Origin of the sequence: Pseudoxanthomonas sp. Soil82 (assembly GCF_040446535.1) — a bacterium.
GTDB lineage: Bacteria > Pseudomonadota > Gammaproteobacteria > Xanthomonadales > Xanthomonadaceae > Pseudoxanthomonas > Pseudoxanthomonas kaohsiungensis.
Genome location: NZ_JBEAAK010000001.1, coordinates 1,093,780 through 1,108,023, shown reverse-complemented (window position 1 = coordinate 1,108,023; position 14,244 = coordinate 1,093,780). Strand labels below are relative to the sequence as shown.

Below are 14,244 nucleotides of genomic sequence, written 5' to 3'. Positions count from 1 at the left end.
CATGGCCACCGACGGCACTGTCATCATCGTGACCGGGGCTTCGCGCGGCATCGGCCGCGCGATCGCACTGGACAGTGCCGCGCGGGGCGCGCACCTGGTGCTGGCGGCACGCGATTCGGCCAGCCTGGACGACGTGGCCAGCGAGTGTCTGCGAGCCGGCGCGGCGGACGTGCACGGCGTCGCACTGGACCTTTCCAACAGCGACGGCATCGCCCCCTTCTTCCAGCAGGTGTTTGCACGGCATGGCCGGCTCGACGGGCTGGTGAACAACGCCGGCGTCCTCCATGAAGGACTGCTCGGGATGATCCGGCCGGAGGACATCGATCGTGTCCTGGCGGTCAACGTCAAGGCACCGCTGATGGCCATGCAGTACGCCGCGCGCCTGATGACGCGGGGTGGCGCCGGCAGCATCGTGAACCTGGTGTCGATCATGGGCACGCGCGGCGCGGCCGGCCTCTCGCTGTATTCGGCAAGCAAGGCGGCCATGGTCGGAGCGACGCTCTCGGCGGCCAAGGAACTCGCGCCCCGCGGCATCCGCGTCAACGCAATCGCGCCCGGGTTCATCGACACCGACATGACGCGGGACATGCCCGAAGCCGCCCACGCCGCGCGGGTCGCATCGATCGGCATGGGCCGCGCCGGCACCCCGGAGGAAGTCGCGCGCCTGGCAGGTTTCCTGCTCGGCCCGGACTCGACCTACGTGAGCGGGCAGGTGATCGGCATCGACGGCCAGATGGTGGTCTGAGCCATGGCTTTCTGGGAGCTCGAGCGTCACCCGCCGCAGTCGCCCGCGCTGGTCGACGCGCAGCGCACCACCAGCTACGGGGCGCTGGCCGCGCAGGCCGACGGACTCGCCGCCACGCTCCCGCCGGGCGGGAGGTCGCTGGGCTTCCTGGCGTTCTCCAACACGGTCGAAGCCGTAGCCCTGTACCTAGGCGCCCTTCGCTCCGGGCGCCATGCCCCCCTGCTGCTGCAGGCGGACATGGATCCCGCCTTGTTGTCGTCGCTGGCATCGCATTACCGGCCAGACTGGCTGGCGCTTGCCACCGGCGTCGTGCCCCCCGACGGCTATCGCATGCAGGCCGTCCATGGCGACCTGGCCATCCATGTCGCGATCGAAACCTGCACCGGCACCGAGCCGCACCCCGACCTCGCGCTGCTGCTGAGCACCTCCGGCAGCACCGGCTCCTCGAAGCTGGTCCGGCTTTCATACGCCGGACTGGCTGCCAATGCAGCCTCGATCGTCGCTTACCTCGGCCTGCGCCGGGACGACCGGGCGATCACGACCCTGCCGATGGCGTACTCGTTCGGCATGTCGATCCTCAACAGCCACCTGGAGGCGGGAGCCTCGATGGTGCTGACGGACGAAAGCCTGCTCGGCCGGGGGTTCTGGGAACTGGCCCAGGCGCAAGGCATCACTTCGCTTTCCGGCGTGCCGGCCACGTTCGAGATGCTGCGCAGGATCGGCCTGGAGCGGTTCCGTCTGGACAGGCTGCGCATGCTGACCCAGGCCGGCGGCCGCCTGCGCGACGCGCTGATCCAGGAGTTCCTGGACGCCAGCGACCGCCTGGGATTGGAGTTCTTCGTCATGTACGGCCAGACCGAAGCCGGTCCCCGGATCAGCTACGTCCCCCCCGGCCAGCTGCGCTCGAAAATCGGCAGCATCGGCATCGCCGTTCCCGGCGGCGAACTCGAGCTGGACGCGGCCAGCGGCGAACTGGTTTTCAGCGGTCCGAACGTGATGCTCGGCTATGCCACCCGGCGCGAGGACCTGGCAGGCCCGGACGAAACCCGCGGGGTCCTGCGCACGGGCGACCTGGCACGGCGCGACACGGACGGGTATTTCTACATCACCGGGCGCGCCAAGCGCTTCGTCAAGATCTCGGGCAACCGGGTGAACCTGGACGAAGTGGAAGGCATGCTCGCCGGCGAGCTTGCCCGCGCGGTCGCATGCGCCGGCAGCGATGACGACCTGGTCGTCTTCGTCCCGGGCGAGGCCGGCGTGGACCAGGCCATGGTCCGCCGGCTGATCCAGCAACGCTACAAACTGTTCCCGGGCCACGTCCGGCTCATATCCCTGCCTGCCCTGCCGCTGCTGGGCACCGGCAAGACCGACTACCAGGCGCTCAAGGCGCTGTGCGAGACCAAAGACACGTGATGCAGCCACCTTCCACGACCACGCCGCTCGACGCGGAGGTCTTCGGCCTCGGCCGCGAGGCCAAGCGCATCTGGCTGACGCAGGGGCTCAATGCGCTTACCCGCCACCATATCGGCCATTGCGAGCCCTATGGCCGGATGATGGCATCGCTGTGGCCAGGCGCCGATGAAGCGCCCGACCTGGAGTCTGTTCCGTGGCTGCCGGTGCGCCTGTTCAAACTGATGGATCTGCGGAGCATCCCGGCCGACCAGGTCGCGCGCACGCTCGTTTCCAGCGGCACCTCGGGCGCGGCCGTGTCGCGAATCTACCTGGACGCGGATACGGCGCGCGCGCAGGCCAAGGCGCTCACCCGGATCTTCGCCCAGTTCGCCGGCAACCAGCGCATGCCCATGCTCGTGGTCGACGACAACGGGTTCCTGCAGGACCGCAGTCGATTCAACGCGCGCGCAGCGGGCATCCTCGGTTTTTCCAATTTCGGCAGGGACCACCTGTACCTGCTCGATGGACAGCTGCGTCCGGACTGGGACGCACTGGATGCGTGGCTGGCGCGCCATCCCGACAAGCCGATTTTCCTGTTCGGCTTCACCTTCATCGTCTGGCAGTCGCTGGTCATGGCGGCGCGGCGCGACGGACGCAGGTTCAAGCTGCCAGCCGGAAGCCTGCTAGTCCACGGCGGAGGCTGGAAGAAGATGGAAGAGAACAAGGTGGACAACCCGACGTTCAAGGCCGGCCTGAAGGAAGTACTCGGCCTGGAGCACGTCCACAACTACTACGGCATGGTGGAGCAGGTCGGCTCGGTCTTCTTCGAGTGCGAGCACGGGCATCTGCACGCCCCGGCGTACGCGGACGTCATCATTCGCGATCCCGCCAGCCTGGCCCCGGCCGCGGTAGGCGAAACCGGCCTGGTGCAGGTCGTGAGCCTGCTTCCGCGCAGCTATCCCGGGCACAGCCTCCTGACCGAAGACCTGGGGATCCTCCACGGTGAAGATGACTGCCCCTGCGGCCGCCTGGGCAAGCACTTCGGCGTGCTTGGCCGCGTCAGGAACGTCGAGGTCCGCGGTTGCAGCGACACACGGGCGGTGCCCGCATGACCACGCTGCTGTTCACCACCGAGTCCACCGGCGTCCTGGAAGGCCAGCTCCAGCGCCTGGGATCGCTGCCGAACCTGCCCCCGTTTTCGCCACAGGCGCGCGGCTTCGTCGCCGAATTCACTCGCCGCATCCTCAAGCTTCCGGGCCTGCGCGGCTTCCCGGAACTGGCCACGCTTTCGCACTGGTTCCGCCCGGCGGCGATCGATCACCTCGCGCGACAGGCCACCGCACTGGAATCGGGCACCGTGCTTCCGCGCGGCACCGTGTTCCACCTCGCCCCGGCCAACGTGGACGTGCTGTTCGCCTATGCATGGCTGATGTCGTTGCTGGCCGGCAACCGGAACGTGGCCAGGCTGTCGCAGAAGCCGGGGCAGCAGCGCGATGCGCTGATCGGCATCCTGCACCAGATGCGGGCCGAAGACCTGTTCCCGGAAGTGCTGGAACGCACCGTACTGGTCACCTATCCGCACGACGACGCCATTACGCGCGCCATATCCGCGCGCTGCCACGCGCGCATCGTGTGGGGAGGCGACGCCACCGTCGCCAAGATCCGCGCGGTGCCACTGGCCCCCCAGGCCATCGAGCTGGTGTTCCCCGACCGGTTCGGCATCGCGGCACTCGACGCCTCGTCCGTCGCCTCACTGCCGGCGCAGGACCTGCGTGAGCTTTCCAGGCGCTTCTGCAACGACATGCTGTGGTTCGCGCAGCAGGCGTGCTCGTCGCCACGATGCCTTTACTGGATCGGCGCCACCGACGCGATCGCATCGGCGAAGGCCGCGTTCTGGCCGGCCGTCCGCGAGCAGGCCACGCAGTTCGAGGACGAGACCGCGGCGCTGATGGCGCGGATCACCGATGCCTGCCTGCTGGCCACCGTCGCCGAGGGCGCCCGCCTCGAGGACTCCCTGGCTGCCTATCCGATCCGGCTGGCGGTCGGCCGTGCCGGCGGCGACCTGCGGGAGATCCAGTCCGGCTATGGCCTGGTCACCGAGGTCGACCTGCCGCGGCTGGACCTGCTGGCGGACCAGCTGGACGACCGCGACCAGACGATGGTGGCATTCGGGCTCGACCATGCCCAGCTGGCCGCCTTCGCCTCCTCCCTCCCCAATCGCGCCCTCGACCGCATCGTTCCGGTCGGGCGCGCCCTCGATTTCCACCACATCTGGGACGGCACGGATCTTTTCGCCGTGCTGATGCGTCGAGTCACCTTGCCCAGGAACTGATCCAATGAGCTATGTATTCATCGCGCTGACCGTGCTGTTCACGGTCTATGGACAGGTGGTGCTCAAGTGGCAGGTGGGGCTGAACCCCGGGGCGACCATCGAGAACCTCAACCTCCGCGCCCTGGTCACCCTCCTGCTCAACCCGTGGGTGATCAGCGCATTCGCCGCGGCATTCGGCGCCTCCCTGTTCTGGATGGCCGCCATCGGCAGGATGCCGCTGAGCAAGGCGTATCCCTTCACCGCGCTGAGTTTCCCCCTGGTGGCGGTGATCTCGGTGTGGGCCTTCCGGGAGGGCATGGACTGGCATAAGATCGCCGGCACGTCGCTGATCATCGCCGGCGTCATCGTACTTTCCCGCTCGGGCGCCCCTTGAAATGGCACAGAAGACCGACGGCCTCCATGCGATCCTTTCGAACCCGGCCGTGTACGACTTCGTACAGGCGCTGTTTGGCGCGGGGAAATCGAGACGGCGACTGGTGCTGGACCATATCCGGGCCGAACCGGGCGACGTGATACTCGACATCGGCTGCGGGACCGGGGAACTGCTTGAGTTCCTCCCGCGGGGGATCGACTACCACGGCTTCGATCTATCCCCGCGCTACATCGATGCCGCGCGCGCTCGCCACCCTGGTCAGGGCACGTTCGAATGCATGGATATCGCCGACTACCACCCGGCCGACGGCGCGCCCGCCGCGGACATCGTGCTGGCGATCGGCGTCCTGCACCACCTGGACGACGACCTCGCGGCAAAGCTTCTCCGCACGGCGCGCGACCAGCTGAGGCCGGGAGGACGCTTCGTGTCCCTTGACGGCACCCTGGTGGACGACCAGTCGGCGATCGCGCGCGCGCTGGTGCTGCGCGACCGCGGCCAGAACATCCGCGCCCCCGGGGCCTACACCAGCCTGGCGCACGAGGCATTCGAGCGGGTCGATACGCACATACGTAGCGACCTGCTGCGCATCCCATACACGCACTGCATCCTCGAATGCACGCGCCTGTAACTTCCCAGGAGAAATCCGCTTGATCCCTTTCAACAAGCCGTTCATGGCGGGCGGCGAGCTGGCCAACATCACGGAAGCCCATCGCGTCGGCCACCTTTCCGGCGACGGCCCGTTCACCCGTCGCTGCCACCAGGAGCTCCAGCGGATCTGCGAGGTCCCCAAGGCCCTGCTGACGCACTCGTGCACGGCGGCGCTGGAGATGGCGGCCATCCTGCTCGACCTCCAGCCCGGCGACGAGGTGATCATGCCTTCGTTCACCTTCGTTTCCACCGCCAACGCGTTCGTGCTCCGGGGTGCTGTGCCGGTGTTCGTCGATATCCGTGCCGACACCCTCAACCTGGACGAAACCAGGATCGAGGCAGCGATCACCCCCCGGACCCGCGCCATCTGCGTCGTGCATTACGCCGGCGTGTCCTGCGAGATGGATGCGATCCTGGCGATCGCGGCGCGGCATGGCCTGAAAGTCGTCGAGGACGCCGCGCAGGGGATCTACTCCAGCTACCGCGGCAAGCCCCTCGGCGGGCTCGGAGACTACGGCGCGCTGAGCTTCCACGAGACCAAGAACGTGATCTCCGGCGAAGGCGGTGCGCTGCTGGTGCGTGACGCCGGCAATGCCGAGCGCGCGGAGATCATCCGGGAGAAGGGCACCAACCGCAGCCGATTCCTGCGCGGGCAGGTGGACAAGTACACCTGGGTCGACGTCGGCTCCTCCTATCTGCCCAGCGAACTGCTGGCGGCCTTCCTCCAGGCCCAGCTCGAGCATGGCGAGGAGATCACCCGGCGCAGGCTGGCCATCTGGGACCGCTACCACGCCTGGGCCGAGCCGTACGAACGCAAGGGAGTGCTCCGGAGGCCCGTGGTTCCCTCGCACTGCGAGCACAACGCGCACATGTACTACCTGCTGTTGCCCGACCTCGAGGCACGCACGGAGTTCATCGCCAGGATGAAGGCCGATGGCGTGGGGACCGTCTTCCACTACGTGCCGCTGCATGCGTCGCCCGCCGGGCAGCGCCTTGCGCGCGCGCACGGTGACATGGCCAATACCGACGGACTGAGCGAGCGGCTGGTCCGCCTGCCCCTGTGGGTCGGCGTGGACGAGCACTTCGAGACGATCTTCGATTCGGCCGACCGCGCACTGGCATCACTTTGAAGGCGGCGATGGACAGCGTCCAGGTGGTGGGCCCGGCTCCGGCCGCGGGCGCCGGATGGCGTGGGAGGGGCGCGCGTCTGCTCGTGCTCGCCGCCATGCTGCTCAGCTTCGGCAACGCGGCCGCCTACATCGCCTATGCGTCCAATCCCCTGGCCGTGGCCGACGCCTGGTACTTCATCAATGCGTTTCTCGCCAAGGCTTACGACGGCGGGTTCGACCTCGTCGACCTCTACGTCAAGCGCCCCGGCGCCGACCATGCCCAGCCCCTGCAGAAGCTGCTCCTGCTTGCCAATGCCCGGTGGTTCGGCCTCGATTTCGTGGTCGAGTCGTACATGGGGCTGGCGATGGCCCTGGCGACGTTTCTCGCGCTGTGGCGGATCACGTCCGTCGATGCGCGCGCCAGGGGCCTGGACCCCTGGCTGCACGCAGCCTTGTGCGGTGCGATGGCCGGCTTCCTCGTGTCGCTCAACGCGGGCTCGGTCTTCAACTGGTCGCTGGTGACCCTCGGGTACCTGCCGCACCTGTTCCTGGTGCTGGCGGCAGCGGCATGCTGGCGCAGCCTGCATGGCCGGGGCAGCGGCATGTTCGCCCTGGCATTCGGGCTCATGGCGTTCACGCTGGACAACATGGCGATGATCACCGGCGCCGCGCTTCTGGCCAGCGCCGCCCTGGCCTGCGGCAGGGAGAAACTGCCGCCGCGCAGGCTGGCACTGGTCGCCGCGCTGGTGGCAGCGCCGCTTGTGGCCTATGCGATGGCGAGCCGGTTCTACCTGCACGCGGGCCTGGCGGTCGATCCTGGCGGCGCCCCGGTCTCGCTGACACTACTACTGTCCCATGCACCGAAGATGCTGACGGGCGTGCTGGCCTCATCGGTGGCCTACCCGCTTCCGTTGCAGTTCTATCTGGATGCGACCGGCGCGTCCAAGGTGGAGGGAGTGCTTGGCGTCGCCTTGGCCCTGGCCCACCTGTGGTTCTGGTGGGCGGCGTTGCGGAAACCCTGGAACCGGACCATGTTCGTCGCGGTGTCCATGATGCTTACCCTGTATGCATCGGTCGCCGGCATCCTTTACGGGCGAGTCCCCACTTTCGGCCCCGAGTACATCTACCAGCCGCGCTACGTCCTCACGTACCAGATGGGACCGGTAGCCCTGATCCTGATGCTGCTGGGAACGCTCCGTCCGCCCGGCTCTGCAGGTACCCGTGCGCTGGCGGCGGCCTTGCTGTGCGCCACGCTGGCGCTGCAGGTGATGCTCTCCCGCTACAGCTGGGACGAGGCCCGCTACATCCAGGGTTACATCCACACAATGGCGCGCCAGATGTACCTGATGGGACTGGATCCCGAAGCGCCGCTGGCCTCATGCGTGCCGAACCTGAGCGTATGCGAGTACCCGGTCGCGGAACGCGTCCAGGCAATCGAGTTCCTGCGCGACCACCATCTCAATGCCTACTCGCCATCGGTTCTGCGCCGCTATCGCCTCGAAGCCGTCGCCAGCGCCCCGCACGGATATCGCGTCGTCGAGCGCCCGGAAAGCCAGTGAGCGCGGATGGGCTGCGCAGCCCTGCTCAGCATCCGACCCCGGCAACGGCAAGCTCGGCCAACAGGCGGCCATCGGCGTCGTCCCGCAGTTGGAAACTCTGGCCCGGGCGTATCCACGGGCCGACCTCGACCGTACCTTCGGGTCCGTACTGCGCGAAGGGCTTTTCGCTGCCCCCGGGATCCGAAACGAAGATGTTGACGACGCGCGCGCCGCTTTCCTGCAGATGCCAGTGCAGGCGGATGGTGGCATTGCCGGCGTCGCATTCGCGGACCGCATCGGGCACCGAGCAGAACCGGCACGAGTCGCTATAGGCGGAAGGGGTCAGGACCTGGTAGTCGCCCGGGGCAGGAGGCGGCGCCGGCGCCCGGCTGCAGCCGCTGGTGCCGGCCAGCAGCAGCAAACAGGCCGCAGCGCCGGGCTTCATCCATGACCGGCCGCGAACGGCCATCGACTTTCCACTGTTCACGGGCACTCCTGGTCTGCAATGGCAGCCGTGTACGACCGTCCGCCCGGCGCCGCCGGCCCGGTGCGACCGCATGCTACGGGGCGATCGGCGGCGGCGCAGCCCGTCAAGCGATGCCTCCGCTCCGGCCACCACCCAGCGCATCCCCCGGGGCCTTGCGCTTGAGGCGGGACAGGGGCCGATCGATGAGGATGACGATGAGCCACGACAGCAGCAGGGTCACCGCAAAGGCCTGGAAGAAGAACTGGAGCGAACGCGAGGTGCCGCATGGGCACAGGAACCATGCCGCCACCGTGGTGTGTATGAGGTACACCGGATAGCTCATGTCCCCCAGCATCCTGTCCACCTGCCCGGATCGCTGCCGGTGCAGCGACACCACCATCCAGACGGACAGCGGCACCGAGACGTACAGTCCCCACACCCACGGCCATTCCGGCACGATCCACCAGCCGAGCCCGTGCAGCAACCAGACGGCGGTGCTGATCCAGGGCGCGCTGAAGCGGTGCAGGGCATCGCGATAGTGGCAGGCGAGCGACCCGGCGGCGAATGGCAGCATGCATGGGAGGAACGTTGCGTAGCGCTCCCCGAAGGTCTCCACCACCACGCCGATCTGGAGGTTCAGCACGACGCCGATCACCAGCGCGAACCATGCCGTGCTGCGCGAACGCGCGAGGAGCGGCATCAGCAGGTAGAACCCGACCTCGATCGCCAGGGCGTTGGATACCGGGACTGGCAAGCCCCCGCGCTGGAAACCGGGGAACAGCGTCACCACATGCAGCCACTGCACCGTCCCTTCGGGCGTATAGAACTCGCCATTGATCACGCGCAGGTCTATCCCGTGCCGCCCGGCGTAGGCCAGCGTCGCCAGGCCTGCAATGACCGCCAGCCAGTACAGCGGGAATATCCGCATGAAGCGGTTGAAGCCGTAGGAACGCAATCCCGCCGCGCTGAAACCGTAGCGCGTGCTCAGCACCAGCGTCATCAGGAACCCGCTGAGCACGAAGAACGCCCAGACGGCGTAGGCCGCATAGCCTTGGGTCATGTCGGCCCACAGGTGCGAGGCAGCCACGAGCGAAGCCAGCAACAGGCGGCAGGTACCGAATCCGAAGGATGGCAGCCTCATTCCACCGCCTCCCCGCCGCAAGGGCCCGCATCGGCGCGCAACTCCACCAGGGATGCGCCGCTGGCCAGGTCCTCGATCGTCAGGACCGTGCCGTCCTTGACCCAGGGCCCGGTCACGCCTTGCCCGACCGCTCCGGCGTCCATCCACACCTTGCGTTCGCCACCATCCGGCCCGACGCGGATGCGCACAGCCATGACGCCGGGGCTGGAGATGTTCCAGTCGAGCGCGACGACAGCCGAACCGCCGCGACCGTCGACGCATGACACGCTTTCGACACGGGCCTGGACCTTTGCGTCCGCCCCTGCCCTGATCACAAGCCGCATGGGTTCGGGCGTGTCTGCCGCCGGCGCCGGAGCGACCGCCGCCAGTTCCCTGCGTGCCGCCTCCTCGGCCTTGCACTGGGCGATTCTCGCCTTGTCGCAGCAACCCGAAAGCAGGAGCGCCATCGCCGCCGAAGCCACCCAGTAACGACCTCGTCCACCCGCTCTCAACAACATCGATCCATCCTCAGTGATTTCCGTCCAATGCGACCCTGCGCGCCCCAAGCACGCGCAGGCGGCCGTGCTTTCGATCCGGGCGGGACCGACGCTTGCCCCGTCCCCGGGGATCCCGCCGGGACCCCTACTCCGGCACCCGCTCCAGATCCGCCTGTGCCTGCCACGGCGGCGGGACCGAAGCGAGGACCCCCGCTGCAACCGCTCCAAGACCACCGCCGCGCACCATCATTGCCAGGCCGATGCCCGCGCTGGCGGCGGCCGCCATGTCCGAAACCTGGTCCCCGACCAGGATCGAACCGGCAGGCTCCAGGTTCCAATCGCTGATCGCCGCCAGAAGCATGCCCGGACGCGGCTTGCGGCAATCGCACTGGACCCGCAGCTCCCCCTGGCCCGCATCCGGGTGGTGCGGGCAGTAATAGGTGGCAAGCAACGGCGCACCCTCTTCCGCGAAACGCCCGTGCAGCCAGCGTGTGTACGCCTCGAACTGCGCCTGCGTGTAATAGCCCCTGGCGATCCCGGCCTGGTTCGTGACCACCACCAGGACGAACCCCGCGCTCGTCGCGGCGCGGGCGAGGTCGAAGATGCCCGGCATCCAGTCGGTCCGGTCCGGTGTATGGACGTAGCCGTGATTGACGTTGATCACTCCATCCCGGTCGAGGAAGAGCGCTCGCCGTGCCGGCGGAGCCCCGGACGCATCCGTGGCGCCCGTGATGATGGGCCGCGGTATCGGCGTCATGCCACGCCTTGCGCGAACTGGGACTGCGCGCGCGCGAAATCCTCAGGGACGCCGATATCGATGAAGTCGCGGGTGGCATCGAATGCAGCGACCCTGCCTTCGCGGCACCAGGGGAGCAGCACCCGTTCCTCGAACGACCACGCCGCCTCACGCGGAAGCATGCCGAGGGCCTCGGCGGAGAGGAAGTAGCTCCCGGCATTGATCAGGCCCGGCCCGCTCCCGCCCTTTTCGCGAAAGCCGGCCAGCTTTCCGTCCAGCACCTCGACCGCCCCGTACCGCCCGACGTCCGGCACCCCCGCCAGACCCACGCCGAGCACGCACCCGTTCTCGTGGGTGACGCGCTCCAGCGCCTGGGGGCTGTACGAAAGATACGTATCGCCATTGGCGACGTGCACGCCCTGGCCGGCAACAAGGGTCGCGGCTTTCAGGATGGCGCCGCCTGTTCCAAGCGGTGCCTCCTCACGCGAATAATCCACCGCCATGCCCTGCCAGCGGGTGCCTATCGCGGCCTGCACCGCTTCAGCACGATAGCCGGTCGCAAGGATCACGCGCCGCATCCCGTTGGCTGCAAGCGCATCCAGCAACCAGGCAAGGAAGGGTCGTCCGGCGACGGGCGCAAGCGGCTTGGGCAGGTCGGGCACGACCTGCCTCAGGCGGGTGCCCAGCCCGCCGACCAGGACAATGGCTTCGCTGGCGGCCATCAGCGCGGGAAAATTTCGCTCTCGATCAGCGCGCACAGCAGGTGGCCAATGAACTCATGGCCCTCCTGGATGCGCGGCGTCTCGCTGGAGGGCACCTGGAAGCAGATCTCGCAGCGCCCGGCCATGTGGCCGCCGCCCGCGCCGGTGAAGCCGATCACCTTGACCTTCTTCTCGTCCGCCGCGTCGAGCGCGCGCATGATGTTCTTGGACTTGCCCGAAGTTGAAATGGCGATGAACACGTCGCCTTCCTGCCCCAGCGCCTCGATCTGTCGGGCGAAGGTGTAATCGTAGCCGTAGTCGTTGCCGATGGCGGTCAGGATGGAGGTATCGGTGGTCAAAGCGATGGCCGGCAGGCCCGGCCGGTCGTAGTAGAAGCGGCTGACCAGCTCTCCCGCCCAGTGCTGCGCGTCCGCCGCGCTGCCACCGTTGCCGGCGAACAGCAGCTTGCGCCCCGACTTGAGCGCCCCGACGCAAAGAGCGACGGCGTCCGCGATCTGCTCGCGCAGCGCCGCGTCGGCTGCCATCGCCTGGAAATTGGCGAGGGTCTTGTCGAACTCCGACTGTATGAACTGGTTCATCCGAGTTTCCACGATGAAGCTCCGTGCTGCGTGAAATGCGTATCGTAAACCGTGCCCCCTGCGCCAGATAGGGCACGGACCAGGCGGACCCGCTCGCCGGGGTCGCACATGAACATCATGAAGCCACCGCCTCCCGCCCCGGAGACCTTGGTCGCGTGGGCGCCGTTGGCAAAGGCCAGCTTCTCCAGCTCGTCTATCATCGGGTTGGTGATGCTCGAGGCGCTCTGCTTCTTGGCCTGCCATCCCGACTGCATGACCTGGGCTAACCGGTCAAGATTGCCCCGCAGCAGCGCTTCCTTCATCTGCACCGCCTCCTGCTTGAGGCGTTGCATCGCGTCGAGCGACTCGGTCCGCCCCTCGCGGATGTTGCGCGACTGCTCGTCGATGATCTTGGCGGAAGAGCGCGACACGCCGGTGAAGTAAAGGACAAGGCTGGCTTCCAGCTCGCTCCATATCCAGTCCTTGATCCGCAGGGGATTCACGATCACCCGGTCGGCATCGTAGAACTCCATGAAATTGAAGCCGCCGAATGCCGCCGCGTACTGGTCCTGCTTCCCGCCTGCCAGGGCCAGGTCCTCCCGCTCGATCGAGTAAGCCAGATGGGCGATCTCGTACTCGCCCAAGGGGAGCCGGAAGTACTCGGCGAACGCCGTGACCAGCGCCACCACCATGGTCGACGAGGAACCCAGGCCGGAACCGGGCGGCGCGTCCGAATGCGTGCGAATGCGGATGACCGGCGCCCTGCCCCCGAGGTAGTCGCGGACCACGCGCGCGTAGACGCCCTTCATCAACTGCAGCGGCCCCGGTGCCAGGTCGACCAGTTCAGGGCGCAGCTGCTCGGCGGCCCCGGCGTCCTGGGCGGCGAACTCCACCATGCCGGCCGACGTGGCTGGCGCATCGATGGTCGCGTAGGCGTACTTGTCGATGGTCACGTTCATCACGAAACCACCATGCTGGTCGCAGAACGGGGACACATCGGTCCCACCACCGGCCAGGCCCAGGCGCAACGGGGCGCGGCTTCGAACGATCATGCCCGCCCTCCGCCGGCTACGCCGAGGCAACCGCGCCAGTAGTCCAGCATGTCCTGCAGCGTGTCCTCGATCGCCACTTCCTGGCGCCATCCGGTACGCGCGATCAGGCGGGCGGAGTCGCCGAAGATGACCTTCTCGTCGCTGGGGCGCAGCAACGCCGGATCGGTTTCGACCGTGATCGGAACGCGTGCGCGGGCCAGGACCTTCTGGACCAGCTCGCGGATCTGGTACGTGCGGGCGCCACTGATGTTGTAGACCTCGCCTGCTTCCCCCTTCTCGGCGAGGAGCTCCAGCGCGCTGGCGAGGTCACGCACGTCCGTGATCGCACGCCAGGTCTCCTGGTTGCCGATCTTGAGCACCGGCGCTGACTGGCCCGCCTCGATGCGCACAACGCGCTGGGTCATGTCCGCGCACACGTCCCCGCTCTTGCGCGCGCCGGTGGTGTTGAAGATCCGGGCGCATACGCTCCTGACACCCCAGTTCGACCAGTACTGCAGGGCGAGCATCTCGGTGGCCACCTTGCTGATTCCATACGGATGCAGCGGCCGCAACGGATGGGATTCCTTGACCGGAATGTCCTCGGCCGCCACCTCGCCGTACTGGGCGCTCGAGCAGGCGACCACCACCACGGGATCGATGCCGCACGCGCGGATCGATTCGTAGACGTTCGCCGTCCCCAGCACGTTGGTGTCGAGCGTCTCGATCGGCGCCTTCCACGAAAGCGCCGGATAGCTCTGCGCCGAAAGGAGGTAGACCACGTCAGGCCGGAACCCCGCGATCACCTGGTCGGTCTGCTCCCGGTAGCGGATGTCGCACCGGACAACCTTGTCCTGGAAGGAAGACCAGTCCCGGGGTTCGATCGTGGGGTTGTAGCTGGTACCAAGCACCTCGTGCCCGGCGGCGATGGCGCGCTCCATCAAATAGCTTCCGACGAATCCGGTCGCTCCCAACACAAGT

The 14,244-nt window shown here is 67.7% G+C and carries 16 protein-coding genes; 8 read left to right on the top strand and 8 right to left on the bottom strand.

Translation table 11 applies throughout. The features are described 5' to 3' along the window. Position 1 precedes the first annotated feature (1 nt). Genes ABKA19_RS05000 through ABKA19_RS04965 form a run of 8 tightly spaced genes read left to right on the top strand, consistent with a single transcriptional unit; the run spans position 2 to position 8,158 of the window. The gene (locus ABKA19_RS05000; RefSeq protein ID WP_353687922.1) at positions 2–745 is read left to right on the top strand and encodes an SDR family NAD(P)-dependent oxidoreductase; all 744 of its coding nucleotides are present in this window, start codon (positions 2–4) and stop codon (positions 743–745) included. 3 nt (positions 746–748) lie between these two features. After that, a complete protein-coding gene (locus tag ABKA19_RS04995) occupies positions 749–2,158 on the top strand; it encodes an AMP-binding protein (protein ID WP_353687921.1) in 1,410 nt (469 codons plus the stop codon). Next, positions 2,158–3,249, top strand: a complete 1,092-nt coding sequence (locus ABKA19_RS04990) for a LuxE/PaaK family acyltransferase (RefSeq protein ID WP_353687920.1) — start codon at positions 2,158–2,160, stop codon at positions 3,247–3,249. Before ABKA19_RS04995 ends, ABKA19_RS04990 begins: the two co-directional genes overlap by 1 nt. Continuing rightward, entirely contained in the window at positions 3,246–4,469 is a 1,224-nt protein-coding gene (locus ABKA19_RS04985) for an acyl-CoA reductase (protein ID WP_353687919.1), read from the top strand. The genes ABKA19_RS04990 and ABKA19_RS04985 overlap by 4 nt, the downstream gene beginning before the upstream one ends. 4 nt (positions 4,470–4,473) lie before the next feature. Beyond that, entirely contained in the window at positions 4,474–4,842 is a 369-nt protein-coding gene (locus tag ABKA19_RS04980; protein WP_353687918.1) for an EamA family transporter, read from the top strand. 1 nt (position 4,843) lies between these two features. Next, positions 4,844–5,470, top strand: coding sequence for a class I SAM-dependent methyltransferase (locus ABKA19_RS04975; RefSeq protein WP_353687917.1), 627 nt, complete (start codon positions 4,844–4,846; stop codon positions 5,468–5,470). A 19-nt stretch (positions 5,471–5,489) separates the two neighbouring features. Next, entirely contained in the window at positions 5,490–6,620 is a 1,131-nt protein-coding gene (gene rffA / locus ABKA19_RS04970) for a dTDP-4-amino-4,6-dideoxygalactose transaminase (RefSeq protein ID WP_353687916.1), read from the top strand. 8 nt (positions 6,621–6,628) lie between these two features. Then, entirely contained in the window at positions 6,629–8,158 is a 1,530-nt protein-coding gene (locus ABKA19_RS04965) for a hypothetical protein (protein ID WP_353687915.1), read from the top strand. 25 nt (positions 8,159–8,183) lie between these two features. Here ABKA19_RS04965 and ABKA19_RS04960 read toward each other — a convergent pair whose 3' ends face one another. From ABKA19_RS04960 to ABKA19_RS04925, 8 genes are all read right to left on the bottom strand, one after another. Continuing rightward, complete coding sequence (locus tag ABKA19_RS04960; protein ID WP_353687914.1) at positions 8,184–8,606, bottom strand: hypothetical protein; 423 nt, start codon at positions 8,604–8,606, stop codon at positions 8,184–8,186. A 121-nt stretch (positions 8,607–8,727) separates the two neighbouring features. Continuing rightward, positions 8,728–9,744 (bottom strand): acyltransferase family protein, encoded by a 1,017-nt coding sequence (locus ABKA19_RS04955; protein ID WP_353687913.1) that lies wholly within the window; start codon positions 9,742–9,744, stop codon positions 8,728–8,730. Beyond that, positions 9,741–10,190 (bottom strand): hypothetical protein, encoded by a 450-nt coding sequence (locus ABKA19_RS04950; protein WP_353687912.1) that lies wholly within the window; start codon positions 10,188–10,190, stop codon positions 9,741–9,743. Before ABKA19_RS04950 ends, ABKA19_RS04955 begins: the two co-directional genes overlap by 4 nt. Positions 10,191–10,365: 175 nt before the next feature. After that, positions 10,366–10,977: an HAD family hydrolase gene (locus ABKA19_RS04945; protein ID WP_353687911.1), complete on the bottom strand. Its 612-nt coding sequence runs from the start codon at positions 10,975–10,977 to the stop codon at positions 10,366–10,368. Continuing rightward, positions 10,974–11,678 (bottom strand): sugar phosphate nucleotidyltransferase, encoded by a 705-nt coding sequence (locus ABKA19_RS04940; protein WP_353687910.1) that lies wholly within the window; start codon positions 11,676–11,678, stop codon positions 10,974–10,976. The genes ABKA19_RS04945 and ABKA19_RS04940 overlap by 4 nt, the downstream gene beginning before the upstream one ends. Then, on the bottom strand, positions 11,678–12,256 hold the full coding sequence (locus ABKA19_RS04935) for a D-sedoheptulose-7-phosphate isomerase (protein WP_353687909.1): 579 nt from the start codon (positions 12,254–12,256) through the stop codon (positions 11,678–11,680). The genes ABKA19_RS04940 and ABKA19_RS04935 overlap by 1 nt, the downstream gene beginning before the upstream one ends. Beyond that, positions 12,253–13,194: a GHMP family kinase ATP-binding protein gene (locus tag ABKA19_RS04930; RefSeq protein ID WP_353687908.1), complete on the bottom strand. Its 942-nt coding sequence runs from the start codon at positions 13,192–13,194 to the stop codon at positions 12,253–12,255. Before ABKA19_RS04930 ends, ABKA19_RS04935 begins: the two co-directional genes overlap by 4 nt. 89 nt (positions 13,195–13,283) lie before the next feature. After that, on the bottom strand, positions 13,284–14,240 hold the full coding sequence (locus ABKA19_RS04925) for a GDP-mannose 4,6-dehydratase (protein WP_353688053.1): 957 nt from the start codon (positions 14,238–14,240) through the stop codon (positions 13,284–13,286). Between the last annotated feature and the right edge of the window lie 4 nt (positions 14,241–14,244).

What these genes read in the sequence shown, in the direction of transcription:
- ABKA19_RS04935 (WP_353687909.1), bottom strand. Translation starts at nt 12,256, where the DNA reads ATGAACCAGTTCATACAGTCGGAGTTCGACAAGACCCTCGCCAATTTC.
- ABKA19_RS04985 (WP_353687919.1), top strand. Translation starts at nt 3,246, where the DNA reads ATGACCACGCTGCTGTTCACCACCGAGTCCACCGGCGTCCTGGAAGGC.
- ABKA19_RS04940 (WP_353687910.1), bottom strand. Translation starts at nt 11,678, where the DNA reads ATGGCCGCCAGCGAAGCCATTGTCCTGGTCGGCGGGCTGGGCACCCGC.
- ABKA19_RS04965 (WP_353687915.1), top strand. Translation starts at nt 6,629, where the DNA reads ATGGACAGCGTCCAGGTGGTGGGCCCGGCTCCGGCCGCGGGCGCCGGA.
- ABKA19_RS04930 (WP_353687908.1), bottom strand. Translation starts at nt 13,194, where the DNA reads ATGAACGTGACCATCGACAAGTACGCCTACGCGACCATCGATGCGCCA.
- ABKA19_RS04980 (WP_353687918.1), top strand. Translation starts at nt 4,474, where the DNA reads ATGAGCTATGTATTCATCGCGCTGACCGTGCTGTTCACGGTCTATGGA.
- ABKA19_RS05000 (WP_353687922.1), top strand. Translation starts at nt 2, where the DNA reads ATGGCCACCGACGGCACTGTCATCATCGTGACCGGGGCTTCGCGCGGC.
- ABKA19_RS04955 (WP_353687913.1), bottom strand. Translation starts at nt 9,744, where the DNA reads ATGAGGCTGCCATCCTTCGGATTCGGTACCTGCCGCCTGTTGCTGGCT.
- ABKA19_RS04950 (WP_353687912.1), bottom strand. Translation starts at nt 10,190, where the DNA reads ATGGCGCTCCTGCTTTCGGGTTGCTGCGACAAGGCGAGAATCGCCCAG.
- ABKA19_RS04990 (WP_353687920.1), top strand. Translation starts at nt 2,158, where the DNA reads ATGCAGCCACCTTCCACGACCACGCCGCTCGACGCGGAGGTCTTCGGC.
- ABKA19_RS04995 (WP_353687921.1), top strand. Translation starts at nt 749, where the DNA reads ATGGCTTTCTGGGAGCTCGAGCGTCACCCGCCGCAGTCGCCCGCGCTG.
- ABKA19_RS04960 (WP_353687914.1), bottom strand. Translation starts at nt 8,606, where the DNA reads ATGGCCGTTCGCGGCCGGTCATGGATGAAGCCCGGCGCTGCGGCCTGT.
- ABKA19_RS04975 (WP_353687917.1), top strand. Translation starts at nt 4,844, where the DNA reads ATGGCACAGAAGACCGACGGCCTCCATGCGATCCTTTCGAACCCGGCC.
- ABKA19_RS04945 (WP_353687911.1), bottom strand. Translation starts at nt 10,977, where the DNA reads ATGACGCCGATACCGCGGCCCATCATCACGGGCGCCACGGATGCGTCC.